Here is an 18,368-nt window from a genome sequence, read left to right on the forward strand (position 1 = left end):
GATGAAACAGAAAGGGAACATGCTATATCGCGGTCAATGCTCGCGGCTGACGCCCTCCCTCCCAAGTTTCGAGACTGGTTCGCCGCCCGCGGCTGGAGCCCGCGCGAGCACCAGCTGGCCATGCTGGAAAAGGCGCGCGAGGGCCGCGGCGCCCTGCTGATCGCCCCGACGGGCGGCGGCAAGACCCTGGCCGGCTTCCTGCCCAGCCTGATCGAGCTGTCCGAGCGACCGCCGCGCAACACGCCGGCGGGGGTGCATACCCTCTACATCTCGCCGCTGAAGGCCTTAGCCGTCGATGTCGAGCGCAACCTCCTGACCCCCATCCGCGAGATGGGCTTGAAGATCGTGGCCGAGAGCCGCACCGGCGACACCGGCGAGGCCCGCAAGGCCCGTCAAAGGGTGAGGCCGCCGGACATCCTTCTGACCACGCCCGAGCAACTAGCCCTGTTCTGCGCCTGGGAAGGCGCGCGGGAATACTTCAGCGACCTGCGGTGCGTGATCATCGACGAGGCGCACGCGATCTGGCCCAGCAAGCGCGGCGACCTGCTGGCGCTGGGGCTGGCAAGGCTGCAACAGTTCGCGCCGTCGATGCGGCGGGTGGGCCTGTCGGCGACGGTGGATGATCCGGACCTGGTGCGGAAGTGGCTGGGGTGTAACGACGTGACCTCCCCTCCCCCTTGCGGGGAGGGGGCAGGGGGTGGGGGTGTCAGCGCCGCCGCCGCCCAGAAAGCGCCCCCATCCCCAACCCCTTCCCCGCAAGGGGGAAGGGGCTCGAACATCGACCTCGTCCTAGGCTCCGGCGGCGCTCAGCCGGTCGTCGAAGTCCTCGTCTCGGGCGGCCGCGTGCCCTGGGCCGGTCATACGGCCGAGCACGCCATGGCCGAGGTCTATGAGATCATCAAGTCGTCCCGGACGGCGCTCATCTTCGTCAACACCCGCTTCCAGGCCGAGTTCGCCTTCCAGCGCCTGTGGGAGCTGAACGAGGATGACCTGCCGATCGCCCTGCACCACGGCAGCCTGTCGGCCGAGCAGCGGCGCAAGGTCGAGGCGGCCATGACGCGCGGCGCGCTGCGGGCCGTGGTCTGCACCTCGACCCTGGACATGGGCATCGACTGGGGCGACGTCGACCTGGTCATCCAGCTGGCCGCGCCCAAGGGGGCCTCGCGGATGGTCCAGCGGATCGGCCGCGCCAACCACCGTCTGGACGAGCCTAGCCGCGCCCTGTTCGTACCCGCCAGCCGCTTCGAGATGCTGGAGTGCCGCGCCGCCGCCGACGCCATCCTGGAAAACCACCTGGACGGCGAGCCGGCCCGGATCGGCACGCTGGACACCCTGGCCCAGCACGTCATGGGCTGCGCCTGTTCCGAGCCGTTCGCGCTGACCGCCCTCTATGACGAGGTGCGCTCGGCCGGCCCCTATGCCGAGCTCGTGTGGGAGGATTTCGAGGCCGTCGTCGACTTCGTCTCGACCGGCGGGTACGCCCTGCGCGCCTATGACAAGTTCCGCCGCATCGTGCGGACCCCCGAGGGCCTTTGGACCGCGCGCAACGCCCAGGCCCGCCTGCAGCACCGGATGAATGTCGGTGCGATCATCTCGCCGGGCATGATCAACATCCGCATCGGCGGCGGCAAGCGGCCGATGGGAGGGCGCAAGATCGGCGAGGCCGAGGAAGGCTATTTCGAGCAACTGACGCCGGGCGACACCTTCGTCTTCGCCGGACAGGTCTGGCGCTACAACAGCCTCGCGGGCGCCGACGCCTTCGTCTCGCCCGCGCCGAACGATGACCCGAAGATGCCCAGCTGGGGTGGCTCGAAATTCCCGCTTTCCACCTATCTGGCCAGCCGCGTGCGCCAGATGATGCACGACGAGCGCGAATGGGCCGCCCTGCCCCCGGATGTCCAGGAGTGGCTGAGCTGGCAGAAGGTCCGCTCGGCGATCCCTGGCGATGGCGAGATGCTGTTGGAGACCTTCCAGCGCGGCAAACGCTTCCACCTTGTCTGCTATCCGTTCGACGGCCGCCTGGCCCACACCACCCTGGCCATGCTGCTGACCCGGCGGCTGGACCGCCTTGGCGTCGGACCGCTGGGCTTCGTCTGCAACGACTACGCGCTGAATATCTGGTCGCTGCGGCCGATGGACGATCTGGATCTCGACGAACTGTTCGCCCAGGACATGCTGGGCGACGACCTCGAGGCCTGGCTGGACGAGAGCTTCATGATGAAGCGAGCGTTCAAGCACTGCGCCCTGATCGCCGGACTGATCGAACGCCGCCACCCCGGGGCCGAGAAATCCGGACGGCAGGTGACCTTCTCCACCGACCTGATCTACGACGTGCTGCGCAAACACCAACCCGACCACCTGATGCTGCGCTGCGCCCGCCACGACGCCGCCACCGGCATGCTCGACATCGCCCGCCTCGGCGACATGCTGACCCGCGTGCGGGGCCGCATCCGCCATGTACGACTGGACCGCGTCTCGCCCTTCGCCGTGCCGATCATGCTGGAGATCGGCCGCGAGCGCGCGCCGGGCGACGCGGCCGGAGAAATGATCCTGGCCGAGGCCGAGGAAGACCTGATCGCCGAGGCCATGTCGTGACGCGTTTCGAACCCTCTCTCTGCGGCGGCCTGCGGGTCGGTCTGGCCAATGTCGAGGTCATGCTGCGCTGGTCCGGCGCGCTTTGGCTGGAGCGCGAGAGCACGCTGGTGGTCGCCGACCTGCACTTCGAAAAGGGCAGCAGCTACGCCGCGCGCTTCGGCCAGATGCTGCCGCCCTACGACACCCGCGAGACCCTGGACCGCCTGGACCGCGAGATCGCCCTGCTGTCCCCGGCGACGCTGATCTTCCTGGGCGACAGCTTCCACGACGGCGGCGGCGAGTCGCGGCTGGCGGCGGACGACTACAGGCGGCTGGAAGGCCTGGCGCTGGGCCGGGAACTGGTCTGGGCGGTGGGCAACCACGACGCCGACGGCCCCACGGTTCTGCCCGGCGACATCGTCGACGAGGCTTCCGTGTCGGGTCTGACCCTGCGCCACGAGCCCGTGCCCGGCGTCCAGCTTGGCGAGGTCGCCGGTCACCTGCACCCGGCGGCCAAGATCACCAGCGGCCGCGCTACCACTCGGCGCCGCTGCTTCGTGACGGACGGCCAGCGCCTGGTGCTGCCGGCGTTCGGGGCCTTCACCGGTGGGCTGAACATTCTGGACGAGGCGTTCTCGAACCTGTTCGCCGGTCCGCTGCTGGCGGGCGCGCTAGGGCCCAAGCGGGTCCACGCGGTGGGGCGGAAGTCGCTGCGGCCGGATTAGTCCTGCCCCAGGATGCTTTCGTAGTCCTGGCCGCCATGGAAGATGCCGACAATGACCACCTGTTGCCCCCTCACGGCATAGGTGATCGTCACGCGCCGAAAAGGCAGGGTGCGAAGATCTGGCCGCACGTCGAACCGCGGCGCGCCACGTTCGGGAAAGCTGCTAAGCGCTTCACAGTGATCGACGATCTCATCCGTGAAGCGCGCCGCCGTCCTCGGCGACGCCTGGACGGACAGTAGTGGTAGAGCGCGAGGAGTTGAGCCTCCGCCTCGGGTGTATAGACGACCGAATAACCGCTCAGCCGGCCTTGGAGCCGCGTGCGTGCGCGGCGGCGAGCGCGGCTCGAACATCCTGGCTCGAACGTCCTCGGGAAGGATCGGCTTCAAAGGCGTCATAGGCCTTTGCGGCCTCACCGTGCAGCCAGGCTTCAAGCGCCCGTTCCTGGGCCTGAAGCGCACGCAGGCCCTCCCGGATGACTTCGCTCTCGCTGGCATAGGCGCCAGACTCGACCTTGGCCCGAACCTGAGCGGCCATTTCATTGGGAAGCGTTACGCCGAGTTGCTTGGTCGATCGCATGACAGGCCTCGGTTCCAGTAGGATTAAATCCTATCGAGCTACAGCCAGCAAGCAGAGCGCTACATATGCAGCGCCTGCTCCAGCGCGAAGGCCAGGGAGATGGCGGCGCCGGCGGTCATCAAGGTGCGCATACGCGGACGCCAGCTGGGACCTTCGTGGTCCGTGACGTCCCAGACCCATTGCAGCAGGAACACCAGCAGGAAGCCCGACAGCTGCCAGGCCGGCTCGAACTTCAGCTCGCCCAGCAGCAGGCCGAACCCCGACAGCGGGAACAGCAGCGAGATGCCCAGGATGCGCCAACGCGGGCTGGGGTTCTCGATCTCCAGGCCCGTGCGCACGCCGCCGAAGTACGAGACCATGGCGGCCGAATAGGCCAGCAGCGCCAAGAGCGACGACTTCTGGATGTTGTCGGGGCCATAGCAGAACAGCACCGACGAAACGAAAAAGGGAATGAGGGTCGATAGACCAAAGACCCAAACCGCCGGCGGAACCGGCGTCCGCTGGTCCGCGGACTCGTTCATGCTCAACTCCTTCGGAAGGCGACCGAAGCCGCCCCCCCTGCGCCGAGGGCGACTATTACCGACACGAGCCCATAGGTCCACGGACGATCTTTCGCGAACAGATACAAGGCTCTCTCCGCTCCAGCCTTCTCGACCACCAGGGTGCGGTCGCGGATCGACACCGGTTTGCCATCCTGGAACAGCACGATGCGGGCCGTGTACTGGCCGATCGGCGCCTCGGCGGGGAGGTCCAGCTGGGCCCGGAACAGCCCCTTGTCGACGAAGCGGACGCCTTGCGGATCGGCGGCGTAGAGGCCGGCCTTCTCCTTCAGGCGCAGCACCGCGCGCCGCCAGTCCAGATAGTCGGCGCCCAGGCGACTGACCACAACGTCGCGGACGCCGTAGGTCGTCTCGACGCGCTGCTCCAGGGGCGCGGCGATGGCCAGGTGCTCCAGCCCCGCGCCAAGGTGGCGCAGCGGCGCGAAGCCCGCGATGTCCTGCAACCTCCGGGTCGAGGCCACGCGGTAGAAACCTGGCGCGCCGCGAAACACGACCGGCCGACTGTTCAGCCAAAGCCCGGCGACCTGGGTCTTGCGGGCGATACGCAGGGGCTGGTCGGGGCCCCGGACGATGACGACGATGTCGCTGGGCCGGTCCTTGGGGTCGAAGACGGCGCCATAGAGCACGATCCGCGCCCCACGGAAGCCTGAGCTGACCCGGATCTCGGTGTCGGTCATGGCGGCCGAGACCGCCGGCGCCGGGGCTGCTTCGACGAGCGGGATCATCGCGCCGTCCCCGTCATGATGACGAAGGCTTCCTCGGGCTTGATGAACAGGTCCGCGCCCATGCGTAGGCCGACCAGCAGCACCAGCAGGCCCAGGAGCGCCCGAAGCTCCTCGGCGCGGAAGCGGCCCGAGGCTCGCGCGCCCATCTGCGCCCCGACCACCCCGCCGATCAGCAGCAGGGTCGCCAGCACGATGTCGACCGTCTGGTTGCGGCCGGCCTGCAGCACGCTGGTCAGCGAGGTGGTGATGACGATCTGGAAAAGGCTGGTGCCGACGACCACGGGCGCGGGCATGCGCAGAAGGTAGATCATGGCCGGCACCAGGATGAAGCCGCCGCCGACGCCCATCACCGCTGACAGGACGCCGACGAACAGGCCCAGCAGGATCGGCGGGATGACGCTGATATAGAGCCGAGAGCGCGGGAAGCGGACCTTGAACGGCAGGGCGTACAGCAACGCCGGCCGGCGGTCGCGGCGCGGTTTGGGCGGCTGGCCGCGGCGGCGGCGCAGGATCGTCCCCACGGACTCCGTCAGCATCAGCGCGCCGATGACGCCCAGGAACAGCAGATAGGACAGCGACACCGCGAAGTCCGCTTGACCGATCAGACGCAGCCAGCGGAACACCTCGACCCCGATGAACGAGCCGATCGCCCCGCCGCAGGCCAGCACCCCGCCCATCCGGAAGTCGACCGAGCGCTTCTTGCTATAGGCGATGACGCTGGAGACCGACGAGGCGGCGACGTGGTTGGCCTCGCTGGCCACGGCCACCACGGGCGGAATGCCCATGAACACCAGCACCGGCGTCATCAGGAAGCCGCCGCCGATGCCGAACATCCCGGAGATGAAGCCCACGAGCCCGCCCAGCACCACCAGCAGCAGCGCGTTGACCGACACCTCGGCGATGGGCAGGTAGAAGTGCAAGGCGCGCGCGGCCCTTCCGGCGTCAAGGATATCCCTGATTGCCGGGTGGGCGCGGTTGCGTCAACGCGTGGCCTATTTGCTTAAGCGCGCGTTGGGCGGCGAAGCCGCTCACACCTTCGCCTAACGCGCTTACCGCGCGTAGACCGACAGGCGGTTCAGGGTCTCGCCGTCCATACTGCCCGAGGCCGGCAGGCCCTGGTCGCGCTGGTAGGCGGCGATGGCCATGCGCAGGGCCGGCGAAGCGACGCCGTCGCGCGGACCTTGGTAATAGCCGAGCTGCGACAGCACCTTCTGGGCCAGGCCCAGATTGGCGTTGGGGGCCGGGGCCGACGCGGTCAGGCTGGCCGTCTGGGTCTGGGTCTGCGGACGGAAAGCCAGGGCCGAGCGGTCGGCGGTCTGCTGGGCCTCGGCCGTCAGCTGGGCGCGCAGGGCGTTGGCGCGGCTGCGAGCCGTGGCGTCGCCCGAACGGCCGGCGATCACGTACCACTTGTAGGCCTCGGCCGGGTTCTGGCTGACGCCCAGGCCGCTTTCGTAGAGCTGGGCCAGGTTGAACTGGCTGTCGACCAGACCGGTGTCGGCGGCCTTGCGGAACCAGGTCGCGGCCGTGGTCGAGTTGCGCGGACCGCCCTCGCCCTTGAAGTAGTAGAGCGCCAGGTTGTGCATGGCGCGCGGATCACCGCCGGCGGCGGCGCGCTCGCTCCAGCGGCGGGCTTCCGGCATGTCCTGCTTCACCCCGCCCTTGCCGCCCTCGTACATCTTCGAGAGGTAGAACTGGGCGGCCGGGTAGCCGCCGTTAGCGGCCTTGCGCAGGGTCTCGAGACCCGAGCGATCGCCGGTCTCGATCTTGCGGACGCCGTCCTCGAACAGGGCCTTGGCATTGTCGGTGGCGACCGGCGCGGCGGCGACGGCGGCCTGGACCGGCGTCGGGGTCGTGGTCAGGGCCACGGCGGCGCGCGGCTGGCCGGGGGTGGTGTCGGCCTCCGGACGGGTGATCTCGACGTCGGACTTGCGGCCGGCGATGGCGTCGGCGACGCGGGTCGGAGTCGCCCCGCCGCCGTCCGCGCTGAGCAGCAGGAAGCCGCCGACCATGGCGCCCAGGGCGCCAGCGCCGCCGAACACCATCACGACGGTGGCGACGGTCGCGCCCAGGCGGCTCTTGGACTTCTTGGCGAAGCCGAAGCCGCTGAACAGCGGCGTTCCGGTCTTCTCGGCCTTGGGAGCCTTGGGAGCCTTGGCCTTCTTTTCCGGCTTGGCCTTGCCGACGGTCTTGGCGTCGGCGGCCGCCGCTGCGCGGGCAGCAGCGCGGGCCTGCTCGATGATGTCACGGGTCGACATCGGGCGGGCGGGCTGGGCCGGGGCGAAGTCGGAGACCTCGGGTTCGACCTCTTCGTATCGCGGCGCTTCCGGCTCGAAGCCGTCGGCCATGGCGTAATCGTCGTGCGCGAAGGTGCGCTCTTCCGGCTCGGCGGCCGGGAACTCGGCGATCTCGAAGCTGGGCTCACGCGACGGGGCGACAGGCGCGTCGAACACATCCTCGTCGACGTCGTCGTCGAAAGCGGTCGACTGACTGAACGAAGCCGACTTGCCGAAATAGGGGTCGTCGAACGGCGAGACGGCCGGGGCCGGCGCGGCGCGGGCCGGCGTGGGGGCCTGGGCGGGCGCCGGGGCCGGCGCCTCCAGCTTGCGGGCCGCATCATGCAGGCGAGTGTCGATCTTGTCGCGCGCCTCTTCCAGCATGCGGAGCGTGCGCTCCTCGCTCTGGCGGATGCGGTCGACCAGTTCCTGGCTGGAGCGCTCGTGGCGTTGGTTCAGGCGCTCGGTGACGCGGGCGACCTGCTCGCCGACATCGTCGATGGCCAGGGCGTTGCGACGCTCGGCGCTGCCGATGCGCTCGGCCAGCTTCTCGGTGATGCGGGCGATTTCCGCGCCCAGCTTTTCCAGGGCTTGAGCCTGGACGCTGTCGGCGCGGTTCAGCTTGTGCTCGACGGTGGCGGCGATGCGGGCGACTTCGCCGCCGACCTGCTCGATGGCCGTGGTGTTGCGTTGCTCGGCGGCCTGGACGCGGCGGTTGAAGGCGTCGGCTACGCCGACCACTTCGCGGCCCATGCGTTCGATGGCCTGGGCCGAGCGCTGCTCGGCGGCCTGAACGTGGGCGGCCATCTCGCCCAGCTTGCGCTCCATGCGGTCGAAGCGGCCGTCCGCGCTCTCGCGCAGCTTGGCGGCCATCTCCAGGCGCGCGGCCTCCATCTTCTGGGTCAGGCTCATCGCCAGACCGTCCAGGCGCTCCTGCACGCCGGCGACGGGATTTGCGCCCTCCAGCGCGCCCATGCGCTGGTCCAGGGCCGAGAACGACGAACTCATGTCGCGCAGGGCTTCGGTGGTGCGGGTCTCGGCGGCTTCCAGACGTTCGGAGAGGCGCGCCACGACGGCGTCGACCAGGGTGGTGGGATCCTGCGGCGCCGAGGTGGCGTTGACGCGGGCTTCCAGGGCGGCGATCGCCTCGCGGGTGCGGGCCTCGCCGTCATAGAGGTGGCCGGCGACCTTGCCCAAGGCGCCTTCGAGCGCACGAAGCGCCTCGGCCGAGCGCGGCCCGGCCGCTTCGGCCTCCATGCGGCGCGTACGCTCCGCGGCGCGCGCCTGCTCGGTCTTCAGCTCGTTGACGGCGCCCTCGAACCGAGCGGCCACGGCGATCTGTTCACGCTCCGACTGTCCCAGACGCGTGAGAGCGTCGCGGACGGAATGGTCGATGCCGGAGATGGCGGCGGCGTTGCGGCCTTCGGCGGCCTCGATGCGCTGGGTCAGGCGGTCCAGGGCCACGGCCACGCGGCCGACCTCGTCCGCCGGGTGCTCGGCGATTTCGATACGCGGCGGCGCGTCTTCCTTGACGATTTCCAGATAGGCGCGGTTGTGCGCCTCGCCCCGATCCCCGGGCTTGTCGGTAAACTGGTCCGCCGCCTGACCATCGCCTTCGATGATCATGCGATTGAGCCATTCGCCAAGAGTCATGCCGGAGCGACGCGCGAGGTCCTTAGCGACCTCCCGTGCCTTGGGGTCTATCCCCTTAACGCTCCATGGCGAAGCCGCCGTCATGCGAATCGATCTCCCCGCATCTTGGGGAAACGCTAGTCATCGATTCCTAGATAGTAAACGCGACGAAAACGCCAGATGTAGTGGCGGTGCGGTTCACTGTGGAGGAATCAGGACAGAGTCTTGACGTTCTGTAGCGCGCCTTAAAAGCAAGAGGGTTAACGCGGGTTAACCATTTGCCAGGCGGATTGTCGCAGGCTTAGAAGCGGCCATGGATCTGCCCCTGACCATTTCCGCCGCGGTTGTGTTCCTGACGCTTGCACTCGTCTGCGGGTGGCTGGGGGCGCGTCCCATTAACGTTTTAAAGGGTCCGCGCATGATTCCGTGGCGCCCGCTGATGATGGTCTGCGTGGTCGGCCTGATGCTGATGCTGGTGCATCTGGCGAACCTCCTCGGCGTGCAGACCGGCAACCAGCAGCGCTACTAGGTCGCAGGCGTCGCAGGGGCCTTCTTGGGCCGTTTGGTCAGGCCCGACATGCCGCCCGACGACAGCAGACCGATGTCGGCGAGCAGGAAAGGGATCGCCCACTTGTGAGGCGCGGCAATGTAGCGCGGCTGCCAGACGGGGTCGTACTTGTCCTTGTACCGCCGCACGCCCTGGAAATTGTAGATCTCCTCGCCGCGCTCGTAGAGCAGTCGGCCGACGCGCGACATGATCGGCGCCAGCGGCCGGTCCTCCAGCCCCGCCAGCGGGGCCATGCCGAATTCGAACGCCTGGTAGCCCTCGTCCTTGCCCCACTGCAGAAGCTCGACGAACAGGTAGTCCATGACGTTCTTGGGCGCCTCGTCGGAGTAGCGCATCAGGTCCATCGAGAACGCGGTCTTGCAGGCGGTCAGCCACAGGGTGGCGAAGGCCACGATCTTGCCCTCCTCGCCCCGCACCACCGCGACCGGGAACTCGGCCACATAGCGCGGATCGAAACCGCCCATCGAAAAGCTCTTCTCGCCGCCAGCGTGGTGGCTGAGCCAGGCGTCGGAGATCGCCTTCAGTTCGTCCATGATCGCCACGGCCGCGCCGACCGGCAGGATCTCGAAGGCCGCGCCGCCCTCGCCGGCCTTGCGCCAGTTGCGGCGCAGCACCTCGCGGCGGCGCCCGGCCAGGCTGAAGGCTTCCAAGGGGACCGCGGCGCTCTCGCCAGTCTTCTGGATCGCCAGGCCCAGGTCGACGGAGTCCGGCAGGTCGTCGGGGCCCAGGCCATAGAAGCCCGCGCGCGCGGCGTGGGCGTCGGCCAGTTCGCGGAAACGCCAGAAGAGCTCCATGCGCTCTTCCTCCTTGCCGATCGGCGCGCCCAGGGCGATCCACGACCGCCCCCGCACGCCGAACATCAGGAAGCTCTCGCCCGAGGCCGAGAACAGAAAGCGCTTGTCGCCCAGCAGGGCCAGGTTGGCGCTGGGCTCGGCGTCCTGGGCCTTGGCCAGGATGGCGCGAACGCGGTCGAATTCCGGATCGGTGTCGTCGACCACCGACGGCGTGGCGGCGGTGGCGACCAGGCGCCAGACGCCGACGGCCAGCAGCACGATGGCGGCGGCCACCGACGAGCGAATGGCCCGAAGCTCATCGTCCTGCAACACGCGCAGGAAGGACTTGTCGACATATTCAGTGTGGTTGAACGACCACCATCCCAGCAGCGCGACGCCGACGACAACCGCGCCGGCAGACAGAAGCCAGGCGGGCGTGACCTCCATCCTGGTCAGCGCCGCCTTGCGCGGGAAGGCGTCGTGGAAGGGGACTATGGTGAGGAAGCAGACGCTCAGCATCGCCGTCTCTTCCCAATTCAGGCCCTTGAAGATCGCCAGCACCGCCGAGGCGGCCAATACGACCAGCGCCGCCCACCAGGCCGCGCCCAGCCGCGCCCGCAGGCCGAACGCCAGCAGCAGCAGGACCAGGCCCAGGATGGACGAGAAGAAGTGACTGATCTCGATCAGCAGGTCCGGCGCGAAAGCCAGCAGCAGCAGGAACCGGGTCGGCTCGGACGGGGTGGCCCCCGAAGCCAGCAGCATGACACCGGCCGACGCGGTCAGGATCGCCGCCAGGGTCGGGGCGATCGCCAGGGCCGCGGGCCTGAAAACTGTCGAGGACATCCAGATCCCGAAGTGACGAATCCCCTGCGGGATCCAACAGCGAGCCCTTCTATACCGCGCAAACCATGACACGGTCGCCAGCCAAGACACGAACGACCGTTTGAATCGACTTGCCGCGGCCGCCGGGCGGCGTAGTGTGTCGGCCAATAACCGTCCGCTTAGGGAGATGAGACGATGGCCGATTTCGGGGGAACCGAGCTCGACGCCTTCCGCGCCGAGACCCGCGCCTGGCTCGAGGCCAACTATCCGCCGTCCCTGAGCGCCCCGATGGGCGAGGACGAAGCCCCGTGGGGCGGCCGCAAGATGGTCTGGAAGAATCCCGACGCCAAGCTGTGGCTGGACCGCATGGCCGAGCGCGGTTGGACCGCGCCCATGTGGCCCAAGGAATACGGCGGCGGCGGCCTGTCCAAGGCCCAGAACAAGGTGCTGGAGCAGGAACTGCGCCGCATCAAGGCCCGTCCGGCCCTGATGAGCTTCGGCGTCTGGATGCTGGGCCCGGTGCTGCTGGAATACGCCACCGAGGAGCAGAAGCAGCGCTTCCTGCCCGCCATCGTGCGCGGCGAGACCCGCTGGTGCCAGGGCTATAGCGAACCGGGCGCGGGCTCCGACCTGGCCTCCCTCCAGACCAAGTGCGAGGACAAGGGCGACCATTACCTGATCAACGGCCAGAAGGTCTGGACCAGCTATGCCGACCAGGCCGACTGGATCTTCTGCCTGGTGCGCACCGACACGACCAAGAAGCACGAGGGCATCTCGTTCGTGTTGTTCGACATGACCTCGCCCGGGGTCGAGGCGCGCCCGATCAAGCTGATCAGCGGCTCCTCGCCCTTCTGCGAGACCTTCTTCGACAATGTGAAGGTCCCCAAGGAGCAGTTGGTCGGCAAGTTGAACGGCGGCTGGGATATCGCCAAGCGCCTGCTGCAGTACGAGCGCCAGAACATCAGCGCCTCGGGCTTCGGCGGCGGCGGCGGCCTGGGCCCCGTCGAGGCGGCAAAGCGCGAGATCGGCGTCGACAGCGAAGGCCGGATCGCCGACGGCGACTTCCGCGCCCGCCTGGCGGCCCATTCGATGGACGCCCACGCCTTCATGCTGACGGTGCGCCGCGCCGAGGCCGAGTCAAAACAGGGCTCGGGCCCCAGCGCCGCCGTCTCGATCATCAAGTACGCCGCCGCCAAGATGAACCAGGAGCGCACCGAGCTGCTGGTCGAGGCTCTCGGCTTGCAGGGTCTCGGCTGGGAAGGCGAAGGCTTCAGTTCAGAAGAGCTGGCCGCCCCGCGCGCCATGCTCCGCGCCAAGGGCAACTCGATCGAGGGCGGCACCAGCGAAGTGAACCTCAACGTCGTCGCCAAGCGCGTCCTGGGCCTGCTGGACCACCAGTAGAGCCATGATCGAGTTCTGGCCATGTTAGAATTTTGGTACGAGTTCGCCTCGACCTACTCCTATCCGGCGGCCATGCGCATCGAGCGGCTGGCCGCCGACAAGGGGGTGGCCGTGGCCTGGCGGCCGTTCATCGTCGGGCCGCTGTTCCATGAGCAGCAGGGCCTGAAAGATAGTCCGTTCAACGCCTTCCCCGTGAAAGGCGAGTACATGTGGCGTGACCTGGAGCGGGTCTGTGACCAGCAGGGTCTGCCGCTGCATCGTCCCAGCCAGTTTCCGCGCAACAGCCTGCTGGCCGCCCGCGTGGCCCTGGTCGGGCTGGAGGACGGCTGGACACCCCAGTTCAGCCGCGCCGCCTATCAGGCCAACTTCGTCGACGACCTAGACATCGGCAGCCCCGAGGTCCTGGCCCCGCTGATCGCCGAGGTCGGCGCGGGTCCCGAACACGTCCTGGCCGCCGCCCAGTCCGATCCGATCAAGGCCCTGCTCAAGGACCATGTCCGCATGGCCAAGGAACGCGGCCTGTTCGGCGCGCCAAGCTTTCTCACCGCCGACGGCGAGCTCTTCTGGGGCAACGACCGTCTGGAACAGGCCCTCGACTGGGCCGTCCTTCATCAATCCAGGGAGCACGCCTGATGGCCGTCCTGACCGAAGAACAGACCATGCTGCGCGACGCCGCCAAGGGCTGGGCCAGCGAAAGCGCGCCCGTCGGCGCCCTGCGCAAGCTGCGCGACGGCAAGTCCAAACAGAGCTTCGATCCCGGCGCGTGGGCCGAGATGGGCCAGATGGGCTGGGCCGGGGTGATCGTGCCGGAAGACCATGACGGCTCGGGCTTCGGCTATCTGGGCCTGGGCCTGATCCTGGAAGAGACCGGCCGCACCCTGGCCGCCTCGCCTTTGCTCTCCACCGCCATGATCGGGGCCTCGGCCCTGCAGCTGGGCGGCTCGGACGCGCAGAAGTCGGCCTGGCTGCCGAAGATCGCCACCGGCGAGGCCGTCGCCACCCTGGCCATCGACGAGGGCTCGCACCACAACCCGGCCCGCACGGCCCTGACCGCCACCAAGGGCGCCTCCGGCTTCGTGCTCAACGGGACCAAGACCCTGGTGCTGGACGGCGAAGCCGCCGACCTGCTGGTCGTTGTCGCGCGCACCGGCGGCGCGCCGGGTTCGACCGAGGGCCTTACCCTGTTCCTGGTCGCCGGCGACGCGCCCGGCGTGGTCCGTACACACCTGTCGCTGATCGACTCGCGCGGCGCGGCCCGGATCGCTTTCGACGGCGTCGAGGTCGGGGCGGAGGCTGTCCTCGGCGAAGTCGACAAGGGCTGGGCGGTGCTGGAACCGGTGCTGGACCGCGCCTATGCCGGCCTCGCCGCCGAGATGCTGGGCAGCGCCTCGGCGGCCTTCGACATCACCCTGGACTACATCAAGACCCGCACCCAGTTCGGACAGGTCATCGGCACGTTCCAGGCCCTGCAGCACCGCGCCGCCAAGTGGTTCACCGACATCGAGACCACGCGCTCGTGCGTCGAGGCGGCGCTGGAAGCCTTTGATGCGGGGGGTGACACCCGCGCCCTCGCCTCCCTCGCCAAGGCCAAGGCCAGCGACCTCGTCCACCTCGCCTCCAACGAGATGGTCCAGATGCACGGCGGCATCGGCATGACCGACGCCCACGACGCTGGCCTCTATATGAAGCGCGCCCGCGTCACCGAGGCCCTGTTCGGCGGCGCCAGCTTCCACCGCGATCGCTATGCGCGGTTGATGGGTTTCTGACAGGACGCTACCCCTAGCCTTGGGGATAGGCTCTCCCCGCGCGCCCCGGATACCGTCGTTCTCGTACTGACGGACCGGGGTCTCGCGGGGAGCGGGTTTCATAGACGGCTTCCGTCCAGGGGAGCCATCATGACCAAGACCATCGCCGCCACCGCCCTCGTGCTGGGCCTAGCCCTCGCCTCTTCCGCCCACGCGCAGCTGCAGCTCAGCTATCCCGCCGACGCGACGATGAGCTGCGAGCAGATCAGCGCCGAGATGGTCCGCATGGACCAGCTGATGGGCGTCTCGAACAACGCCATCGCCAGCGCCGAAGCCGGCGCGCGCGGAGCCGAGACGGCCGCCAGCCTGGGCGTCAACGCCGCGCTCTATAGCGGCGCTCTGGGCCGCGTCCCGGGCCTGGGCATGTTCGCCAACGCCGCCGCCGCCCAGGCCAAGGCCTCCGCCGCCGCCAAGGCCCAGCGCGAGGCCCAGGCCATCCAGGTGGCCCAGCAGCGCCGGGCGATCATGGGCGGCCTCTATCAGGGCAAGTGCGGCGCGGCCGCCGTCGCCATCCCGGTTTCGGCGACCATGACCACCTCCGCCCCCGCGGCAACCGCCGCGCCGAACCTGCTGGCCACGACCCAGGAAGTCGCCTTGCGCGGCGCCGCCTCCCCCACAGGCGCGATCGTCGGCAAGGTCAAGGCTGGCGGCACGGTCTATCCGACCGGCCAGCGCAACGGCGTCTGGATGGAGGTCGACGACGAGAACGGCGCGCGCGGCTGGATGTCCTCGGCCTTCGCCAAGTCGAAATAGGCTGGAACGGCGGAGGCGTCGGCGGTGCGCCTGCAAAAGACCCGTGGCCGTTCGAGCCTTCGCCTTCAGGGTAGCTGACGGGGGCTCGCGCGCGTGGGACCAGATCGTCCGAGCGCCTCCCATCCCCGGGTGAGGCTCGCCGACCTGGGGCGTAGGAACCGCCGTCCGCGCCGATGGTTCTTCCTTGCGATTACCCGATCGCAAGGAAGACCTCCCATGCATGACGCCGTTCAAGACCAGGGCGAGGCCGAGCGCCGCCTCTGGAAGGAAATCGACCACGCCCGCTTCGGCATGTTGGGCGTGCCCGCCACCGGCGGCCATTTCCAGCCCATGACCGCTTTCGCCGAACAGGACGACAACGCCCTGTGGTTCTTCACCAACGACGACAACGACCTGATCAAGGCCGCGCGCGATGGCCAGGACAAGGCGATGTTCATCGTCGAGGCCAAGGATCAGGAGTTCCAGGCCTGCGTCGGCGGGCGCCTCTCCGAGGATCGCGACCGCGCGCGGATCGACCGCTACTGGACGCCGATGGCCGCCGCCTGGTTTCCGCGTGGCAAGGACGACCCGAGCCTCACCCTTCTGCGCTTCGACCTGATCGATGCTCAGACCTGGGCTTCAAAGGGCGGCGTACGGTTCGCCTGGGAAATCGCCAAGGCCAATATTACCGGCGATAAGCCGGACGTGGGCCGCGAAAGCCACGTCGTTCTGTCCTGATCTTTCCTCCCTCAAGTCCCTTCCAGCCGCCCTCGCGAGGGCGGCTTTTCTTTGCCCGCTTCAGATGACCGCAGGTCGCGACGCGCCACCATAAAGCAGTTATGTCGGAAACCCGACAAACTTGCTCCCCGTCAAATGATGGCGAAAAACAGACAGTTTAGCGGACGCCTCTGTTTTTGCGGCCGTCCTGACTGGATTGTGTCGGCTAAGCGACGGCGCCCGGCCACGCCCCCACCTATAGCTTGCAACCCTTGCCGTAAGACGGCGTTCGATTCTGCATGACTGGGCCGTTGGCGACCTTGAAGAACCGCTTGCTTTCCGCGCTGCCGTCCGAAGACAGGGCCATCCTCGCGCCTCATCTGTCCACGGTCGATCTCGAGAAGGGCCGCCTGCTCTATGATCCGGGCGACCTGATCGATCAGGTCTATTTCCCCAACGACTGCGTCATCTCGCTGATGACCCTGATGGAGAACGGCGCGGCGATCGAGTCGGCCACCATCGGTCGCGAAGGCGCTCTAGGCTTGATGGTCGCTGTCGCGCCACGCCAATCGCTGAGCCGCGCCATTGTCCAGGCTCCGGGCTCGACCCTGCGCGTCGCGGCGGGCCCGCTGCATGACGCCTGGCGGCGCAGCGCGGCTCTGCGAGATCTGGTCGACCGCCACAACGAGGCCCTGTTCGGTCACGCCATCCAGTCGGTGGCCTGCAACGCCCTGCACGCCGTCGAGGCGCGCTTCTGCCGCTGGCTTCTGGGCTGCCACGATCGCATCGACAGCAATACGGTCAACCTGACACAGGAATTCCTGGCCGACATGCTGGGCGTCCAGCGCACGACCGTCACGGCCGTCGCCGGCTCGCTGCAAAGCAAGGGCCTGATCCGCTATCGCCGTGGCGTGGTCGACATCCTGGACCGCGCCGGCCTGGAGGCCATGACCTGCGAGTGCTACGGCGCGGTGCGGCGCGGCTATGAGCGGCTGCTGCCGGCGTCGTTCGCGTAGCGCTTCCGATAGGGCCGCGGTCTTACCGCCGACGGACCGGCGCGGGCGCGTGGGCCAGCCGCAGCAGGTTGGCCGCGCCCGGAGCGCCGAACGGCGTCCCCGCCACGACCAGCAACCGTTCGCCCGGCGCGACGAGGCCCAGCTCCAACGCCTTGCTCGAGGCGTCGGTCGTGACGACCTCCAGGCTGTCGGGCTGGGCGCTGACGCGCGGCTCGATCCCCCAGCACAGCGTCATGCGGCGCACGGCGTTGATGTCGGGCGAAAGGGCCAGGACAGGCTGCAGCGGCCGCTCGCGGGCCAGGCGGCGCGCGGTCGCGCCCGTGGTGGTGAAGGCCACCAGGCACTTGGTCGATCCGGACTTGGCCGCGCCGGCGGCGGCGACCACCAGCACGTCGGCGTCGTCATCGTCGTGCTTCTGCTCGGCCTGCATCAGCTCGGGCCAGCGCGGGTCGCGTTCGACGCGCTCGATGATGCGGTTCATCATCGAGACCGACTCTTCGGGATAGTCGCCGGCCGCGGATTCCGCCGACAGCATCACCGCGTCCGCGCCTTCGTAGACGGCGTTGGCCACGTCCGAGGCTTCGGCGCGGGTCGGGGTCGGCGAGTTGATCATCGACTCCAGCATCTGGGTGGCGACGATCACCGGGATGCCGCGCTCGCGCGCCGCCCGTAGGATCTCCTTCTGGGCCACCGGCACCTCTTCCGGCGCCATTTCGACGCCGAGGTCGCCGCGAGCCACCATGACGCCGTCGCAGAGATCCATGATCGGCCCCAGCACCTTCAGCGCCTGGGGCTTCTCGATCTTGGCCAGTACGGCGGCGCGGCCTTCGACGATGCGGCGCAGTTCGGCCATGTCTTCCGGGGCCTGAACGAACGACAGGGCGATCCAGTCGACGCCGAGGCGAAGGGCGAAGGCCAGGTCTTCGCGGTCCTTGGGCGTCAGGGGCGACATCGGGATGACGACGTCCGGCACCGCCACGCCCTTGCGTTCCGACAGCTTGCCGCCGTTCGAGACCGTGGTGTTGGCATAGCCTGGCCCCGCATCGGTCACGACCATGCGCAGCTTGCCGTCATCCAGCAGCAACGTCGCGCCCGGCCGCATGGCGGTCAGGATTTCCGGGTGCGGCAGGTGCACGCGGGTCTCGTCGCCTGGGGTCGGGTCGTTATCGAAGCGGAAGGCCTGGCCGGCCTTCAACATGACGGGACCGTTGGCGAACTTGCCGACGCGCAGCTTGGGGCCTTGCAGGTCGGCCAGGATGCCCAACGGACGGCCCACGGTCTTCTCGGCCTCGCGGATCGCCGCGTAGACGGCCGCGTGGGTCTCGTGGGCGCCGTGGCTGAAGTTCAGGCGGAAGACATCCGCCCCGGCCTTGGCCAGGGTGACGATCATTTCCGGCGAGCTCGAGGCCGGACCGATAGTGGCGACGATGCGAGAGCGGCGGGCGCGGATCATGCCGTCGCTCCTTCTG

Annotated in this window: 17 protein-coding genes; 9 read left to right on the top strand and 8 right to left on the bottom strand. The window is 68.7% G+C overall.

All coding sequences use genetic code 11. From position 1 onward, the window contains the following. The first annotated feature begins 36 nt into the window (after positions 1-36). Both ACW175_RS16460 and pdeM read left to right on the top strand, forming a co-directional pair. Complete coding sequence (locus tag ACW175_RS16460) at positions 37-2,595, top strand: ligase-associated DNA damage response DEXH box helicase (protein ID WP_492101091.1); 2,559 nt, start codon at positions 37-39, stop codon at positions 2,593-2,595. Continuing rightward, on the top strand, positions 2,592-3,299 hold the full coding sequence (pdeM, locus tag ACW175_RS16465; RefSeq protein ID WP_492101092.1) for a ligase-associated DNA damage response endonuclease PdeM: 708 nt from the start codon (positions 2,592-2,594) through the stop codon (positions 3,297-3,299). The genes ACW175_RS16460 and pdeM overlap by 4 nt, the downstream gene beginning before the upstream one ends. On the opposite strand, the gene ACW175_RS16470 is transcribed toward pdeM, so the two are convergent. The 6 genes from ACW175_RS16470 to ACW175_RS16495 all read right to left on the bottom strand — a co-directional run bounded on the left by ACW175_RS16470 (position 3,296) and on the right by ACW175_RS16495 (position 9,170). Continuing rightward, positions 3,296-3,694 (bottom strand): type II toxin-antitoxin system RelE/ParE family toxin, encoded by a 399-nt coding sequence (locus tag ACW175_RS16470; RefSeq protein ID WP_492101093.1) that lies wholly within the window; start codon positions 3,692-3,694, stop codon positions 3,296-3,298. The genes pdeM and ACW175_RS16470 overlap by 4 nt on opposite strands. Then, complete coding sequence (locus ACW175_RS16475; protein ID WP_492101094.1) at positions 3,597-3,875, bottom strand: type II toxin-antitoxin system ParD family antitoxin; 279 nt, start codon at positions 3,873-3,875, stop codon at positions 3,597-3,599. The genes ACW175_RS16470 and ACW175_RS16475 overlap by 98 nt, the downstream gene beginning before the upstream one ends. Positions 3,876-3,934: 59 nt before the next feature. Then, positions 3,935-4,396 (bottom strand): DUF3429 domain-containing protein, encoded by a 462-nt coding sequence (locus tag ACW175_RS16480; RefSeq protein WP_492101095.1) that lies wholly within the window; start codon positions 4,394-4,396, stop codon positions 3,935-3,937. Positions 4,397-4,398: 2 nt separating this feature from the next. Continuing rightward, positions 4,399-5,160, bottom strand: coding sequence for a TIGR02186 family protein (locus tag ACW175_RS16485; RefSeq protein ID WP_492101096.1), 762 nt, complete (start codon positions 5,158-5,160; stop codon positions 4,399-4,401). Further along, a complete protein-coding gene (locus tag ACW175_RS16490; RefSeq protein WP_492101097.1) occupies positions 5,157-6,080 on the bottom strand; it encodes a sulfite exporter TauE/SafE family protein in 924 nt (307 codons plus the stop codon). The genes ACW175_RS16485 and ACW175_RS16490 overlap by 4 nt, the downstream gene beginning before the upstream one ends. 129 nt (positions 6,081-6,209) lie before the next feature. After that, a complete protein-coding gene (locus ACW175_RS16495) occupies positions 6,210-9,170 on the bottom strand; it encodes an SEL1-like repeat protein (protein ID WP_492101098.1) in 2,961 nt (986 codons plus the stop codon). A 208-nt stretch (positions 9,171-9,378) separates the two neighbouring features. Here ACW175_RS16495 and ACW175_RS16500 point away from each other — a divergent pair, with 208 nt between their 5' ends. Next, complete coding sequence (locus ACW175_RS16500) at positions 9,379-9,594, top strand: hypothetical protein (protein ID WP_492101099.1); 216 nt, start codon at positions 9,379-9,381, stop codon at positions 9,592-9,594. Here ACW175_RS16500 and ACW175_RS16505 read toward each other — a convergent pair. Continuing rightward, positions 9,591-11,249, bottom strand: a complete 1,659-nt coding sequence (locus ACW175_RS16505; RefSeq protein ID WP_492101100.1) for a phosphatidylglycerol lysyltransferase domain-containing protein — start codon at positions 11,247-11,249, stop codon at positions 9,591-9,593. The genes ACW175_RS16500 and ACW175_RS16505 overlap by 4 nt on opposite strands. Before the next feature lie 174 nt (positions 11,250-11,423). On the opposite strand from ACW175_RS16505, the gene ACW175_RS16510 reads away from it, so the two are divergent. The 6 genes from ACW175_RS16510 (at position 11,424) to ACW175_RS16535 (ending at position 16,899) form a co-directional block, all read left to right on the top strand. Further along, positions 11,424-12,629 (top strand): acyl-CoA dehydrogenase family protein, encoded by a 1,206-nt coding sequence (locus ACW175_RS16510; protein WP_492101101.1) that lies wholly within the window; start codon positions 11,424-11,426, stop codon positions 12,627-12,629. A gap of 21 nt (positions 12,630-12,650) precedes the next feature. Then, positions 12,651-13,262 carry a 2-hydroxychromene-2-carboxylate isomerase gene (locus ACW175_RS16515; RefSeq protein WP_492101102.1) on the top strand — a complete coding sequence of 204 codons (612 nt, stop codon included), beginning with the start codon at positions 12,651-12,653 and terminating at the stop codon, positions 13,260-13,262. After that, entirely contained in the window at positions 13,262-14,395 is a 1,134-nt protein-coding gene (locus tag ACW175_RS16520) for an acyl-CoA dehydrogenase family protein (RefSeq protein ID WP_492101103.1), read from the top strand. The genes ACW175_RS16515 and ACW175_RS16520 overlap by 1 nt, the downstream gene beginning before the upstream one ends. A gap of 129 nt (positions 14,396-14,524) precedes the next feature. Further along, positions 14,525-15,187 carry an SH3 domain-containing protein gene (locus ACW175_RS16525; RefSeq protein ID WP_492101104.1) on the top strand — a complete coding sequence of 221 codons (663 nt, stop codon included), beginning with the start codon at positions 14,525-14,527 and terminating at the stop codon, positions 15,185-15,187. Between the two features lie 216 nt (positions 15,188-15,403). Next, a complete protein-coding gene (locus ACW175_RS16530; RefSeq protein WP_492101105.1) occupies positions 15,404-15,904 on the top strand; it encodes a pyridoxamine 5'-phosphate oxidase family protein in 501 nt (166 codons plus the stop codon). Positions 15,905-16,182: 278 nt separating this feature from the next. After that, positions 16,183-16,899, top strand: a complete 717-nt coding sequence (locus ACW175_RS16535) for a Crp/Fnr family transcriptional regulator (protein WP_492101106.1) — start codon at positions 16,183-16,185, stop codon at positions 16,897-16,899. A gap of 22 nt (positions 16,900-16,921) precedes the next feature. Here ACW175_RS16535 and pyk read toward each other — a convergent pair whose 3' ends face one another. After that, entirely contained in the window at positions 16,922-18,352 is a 1,431-nt protein-coding gene (pyk, locus tag ACW175_RS16540; RefSeq protein ID WP_492101107.1) for a pyruvate kinase, read from the bottom strand. Between the last annotated feature and the right edge of the window lie 16 nt (positions 18,353-18,368).

The sequence above is a fragment of the Caulobacter sp. FV1ye6ST genome, from assembly GCF_058681225.1.

Excerpts from the sequence above, each read along its gene's own strand:
- ACW175_RS16460 (WP_492101091.1), top strand. The coding sequence starts at position 37 with ATGCTCGCGGCTGACGCCCTCCCTCCCAAGTTTCGAGACTGGTTCGCC.
- ACW175_RS16470 (WP_492101093.1), bottom strand. The coding sequence starts at position 3,694 with ATGACGCCTTTGAAGCCGATCCTTCCCGAGGACGTTCGAGCCAGGATG.
- ACW175_RS16475 (WP_492101094.1), bottom strand. The coding sequence starts at position 3,875 with ATGCGATCGACCAAGCAACTCGGCGTAACGCTTCCCAATGAAATGGCC.
- ACW175_RS16480 (WP_492101095.1), bottom strand. The coding sequence starts at position 4,396 with ATGAACGAGTCCGCGGACCAGCGGACGCCGGTTCCGCCGGCGGTTTGG.
- ACW175_RS16485 (WP_492101096.1), bottom strand. The coding sequence starts at position 5,160 with ATGATCCCGCTCGTCGAAGCAGCCCCGGCGCCGGCGGTCTCGGCCGCC.
- ACW175_RS16495 (WP_492101098.1), bottom strand. The coding sequence starts at position 9,170 with ATGACGGCGGCTTCGCCATGGAGCGTTAAGGGGATAGACCCCAAGGCA.
- ACW175_RS16500 (WP_492101099.1), top strand. The coding sequence starts at position 9,379 with ATGGATCTGCCCCTGACCATTTCCGCCGCGGTTGTGTTCCTGACGCTT.
- ACW175_RS16505 (WP_492101100.1), bottom strand. The coding sequence starts at position 11,249 with ATGTCCTCGACAGTTTTCAGGCCCGCGGCCCTGGCGATCGCCCCGACC.
- ACW175_RS16510 (WP_492101101.1), top strand. The coding sequence starts at position 11,424 with ATGGCCGATTTCGGGGGAACCGAGCTCGACGCCTTCCGCGCCGAGACC.
- ACW175_RS16515 (WP_492101102.1), top strand. The coding sequence starts at position 12,651 with ATGTTAGAATTTTGGTACGAGTTCGCCTCGACCTACTCCTATCCGGCG.
- ACW175_RS16520 (WP_492101103.1), top strand. The coding sequence starts at position 13,262 with ATGGCCGTCCTGACCGAAGAACAGACCATGCTGCGCGACGCCGCCAAG.
- ACW175_RS16525 (WP_492101104.1), top strand. The coding sequence starts at position 14,525 with ATGACCAAGACCATCGCCGCCACCGCCCTCGTGCTGGGCCTAGCCCTC.
- ACW175_RS16530 (WP_492101105.1), top strand. The coding sequence starts at position 15,404 with ATGCATGACGCCGTTCAAGACCAGGGCGAGGCCGAGCGCCGCCTCTGG.
- ACW175_RS16535 (WP_492101106.1), top strand. The coding sequence starts at position 16,183 with ATGACTGGGCCGTTGGCGACCTTGAAGAACCGCTTGCTTTCCGCGCTG.
- pyk (WP_492101107.1), bottom strand. The coding sequence starts at position 18,352 with ATGATCCGCGCCCGCCGCTCTCGCATCGTCGCCACTATCGGTCCGGCC.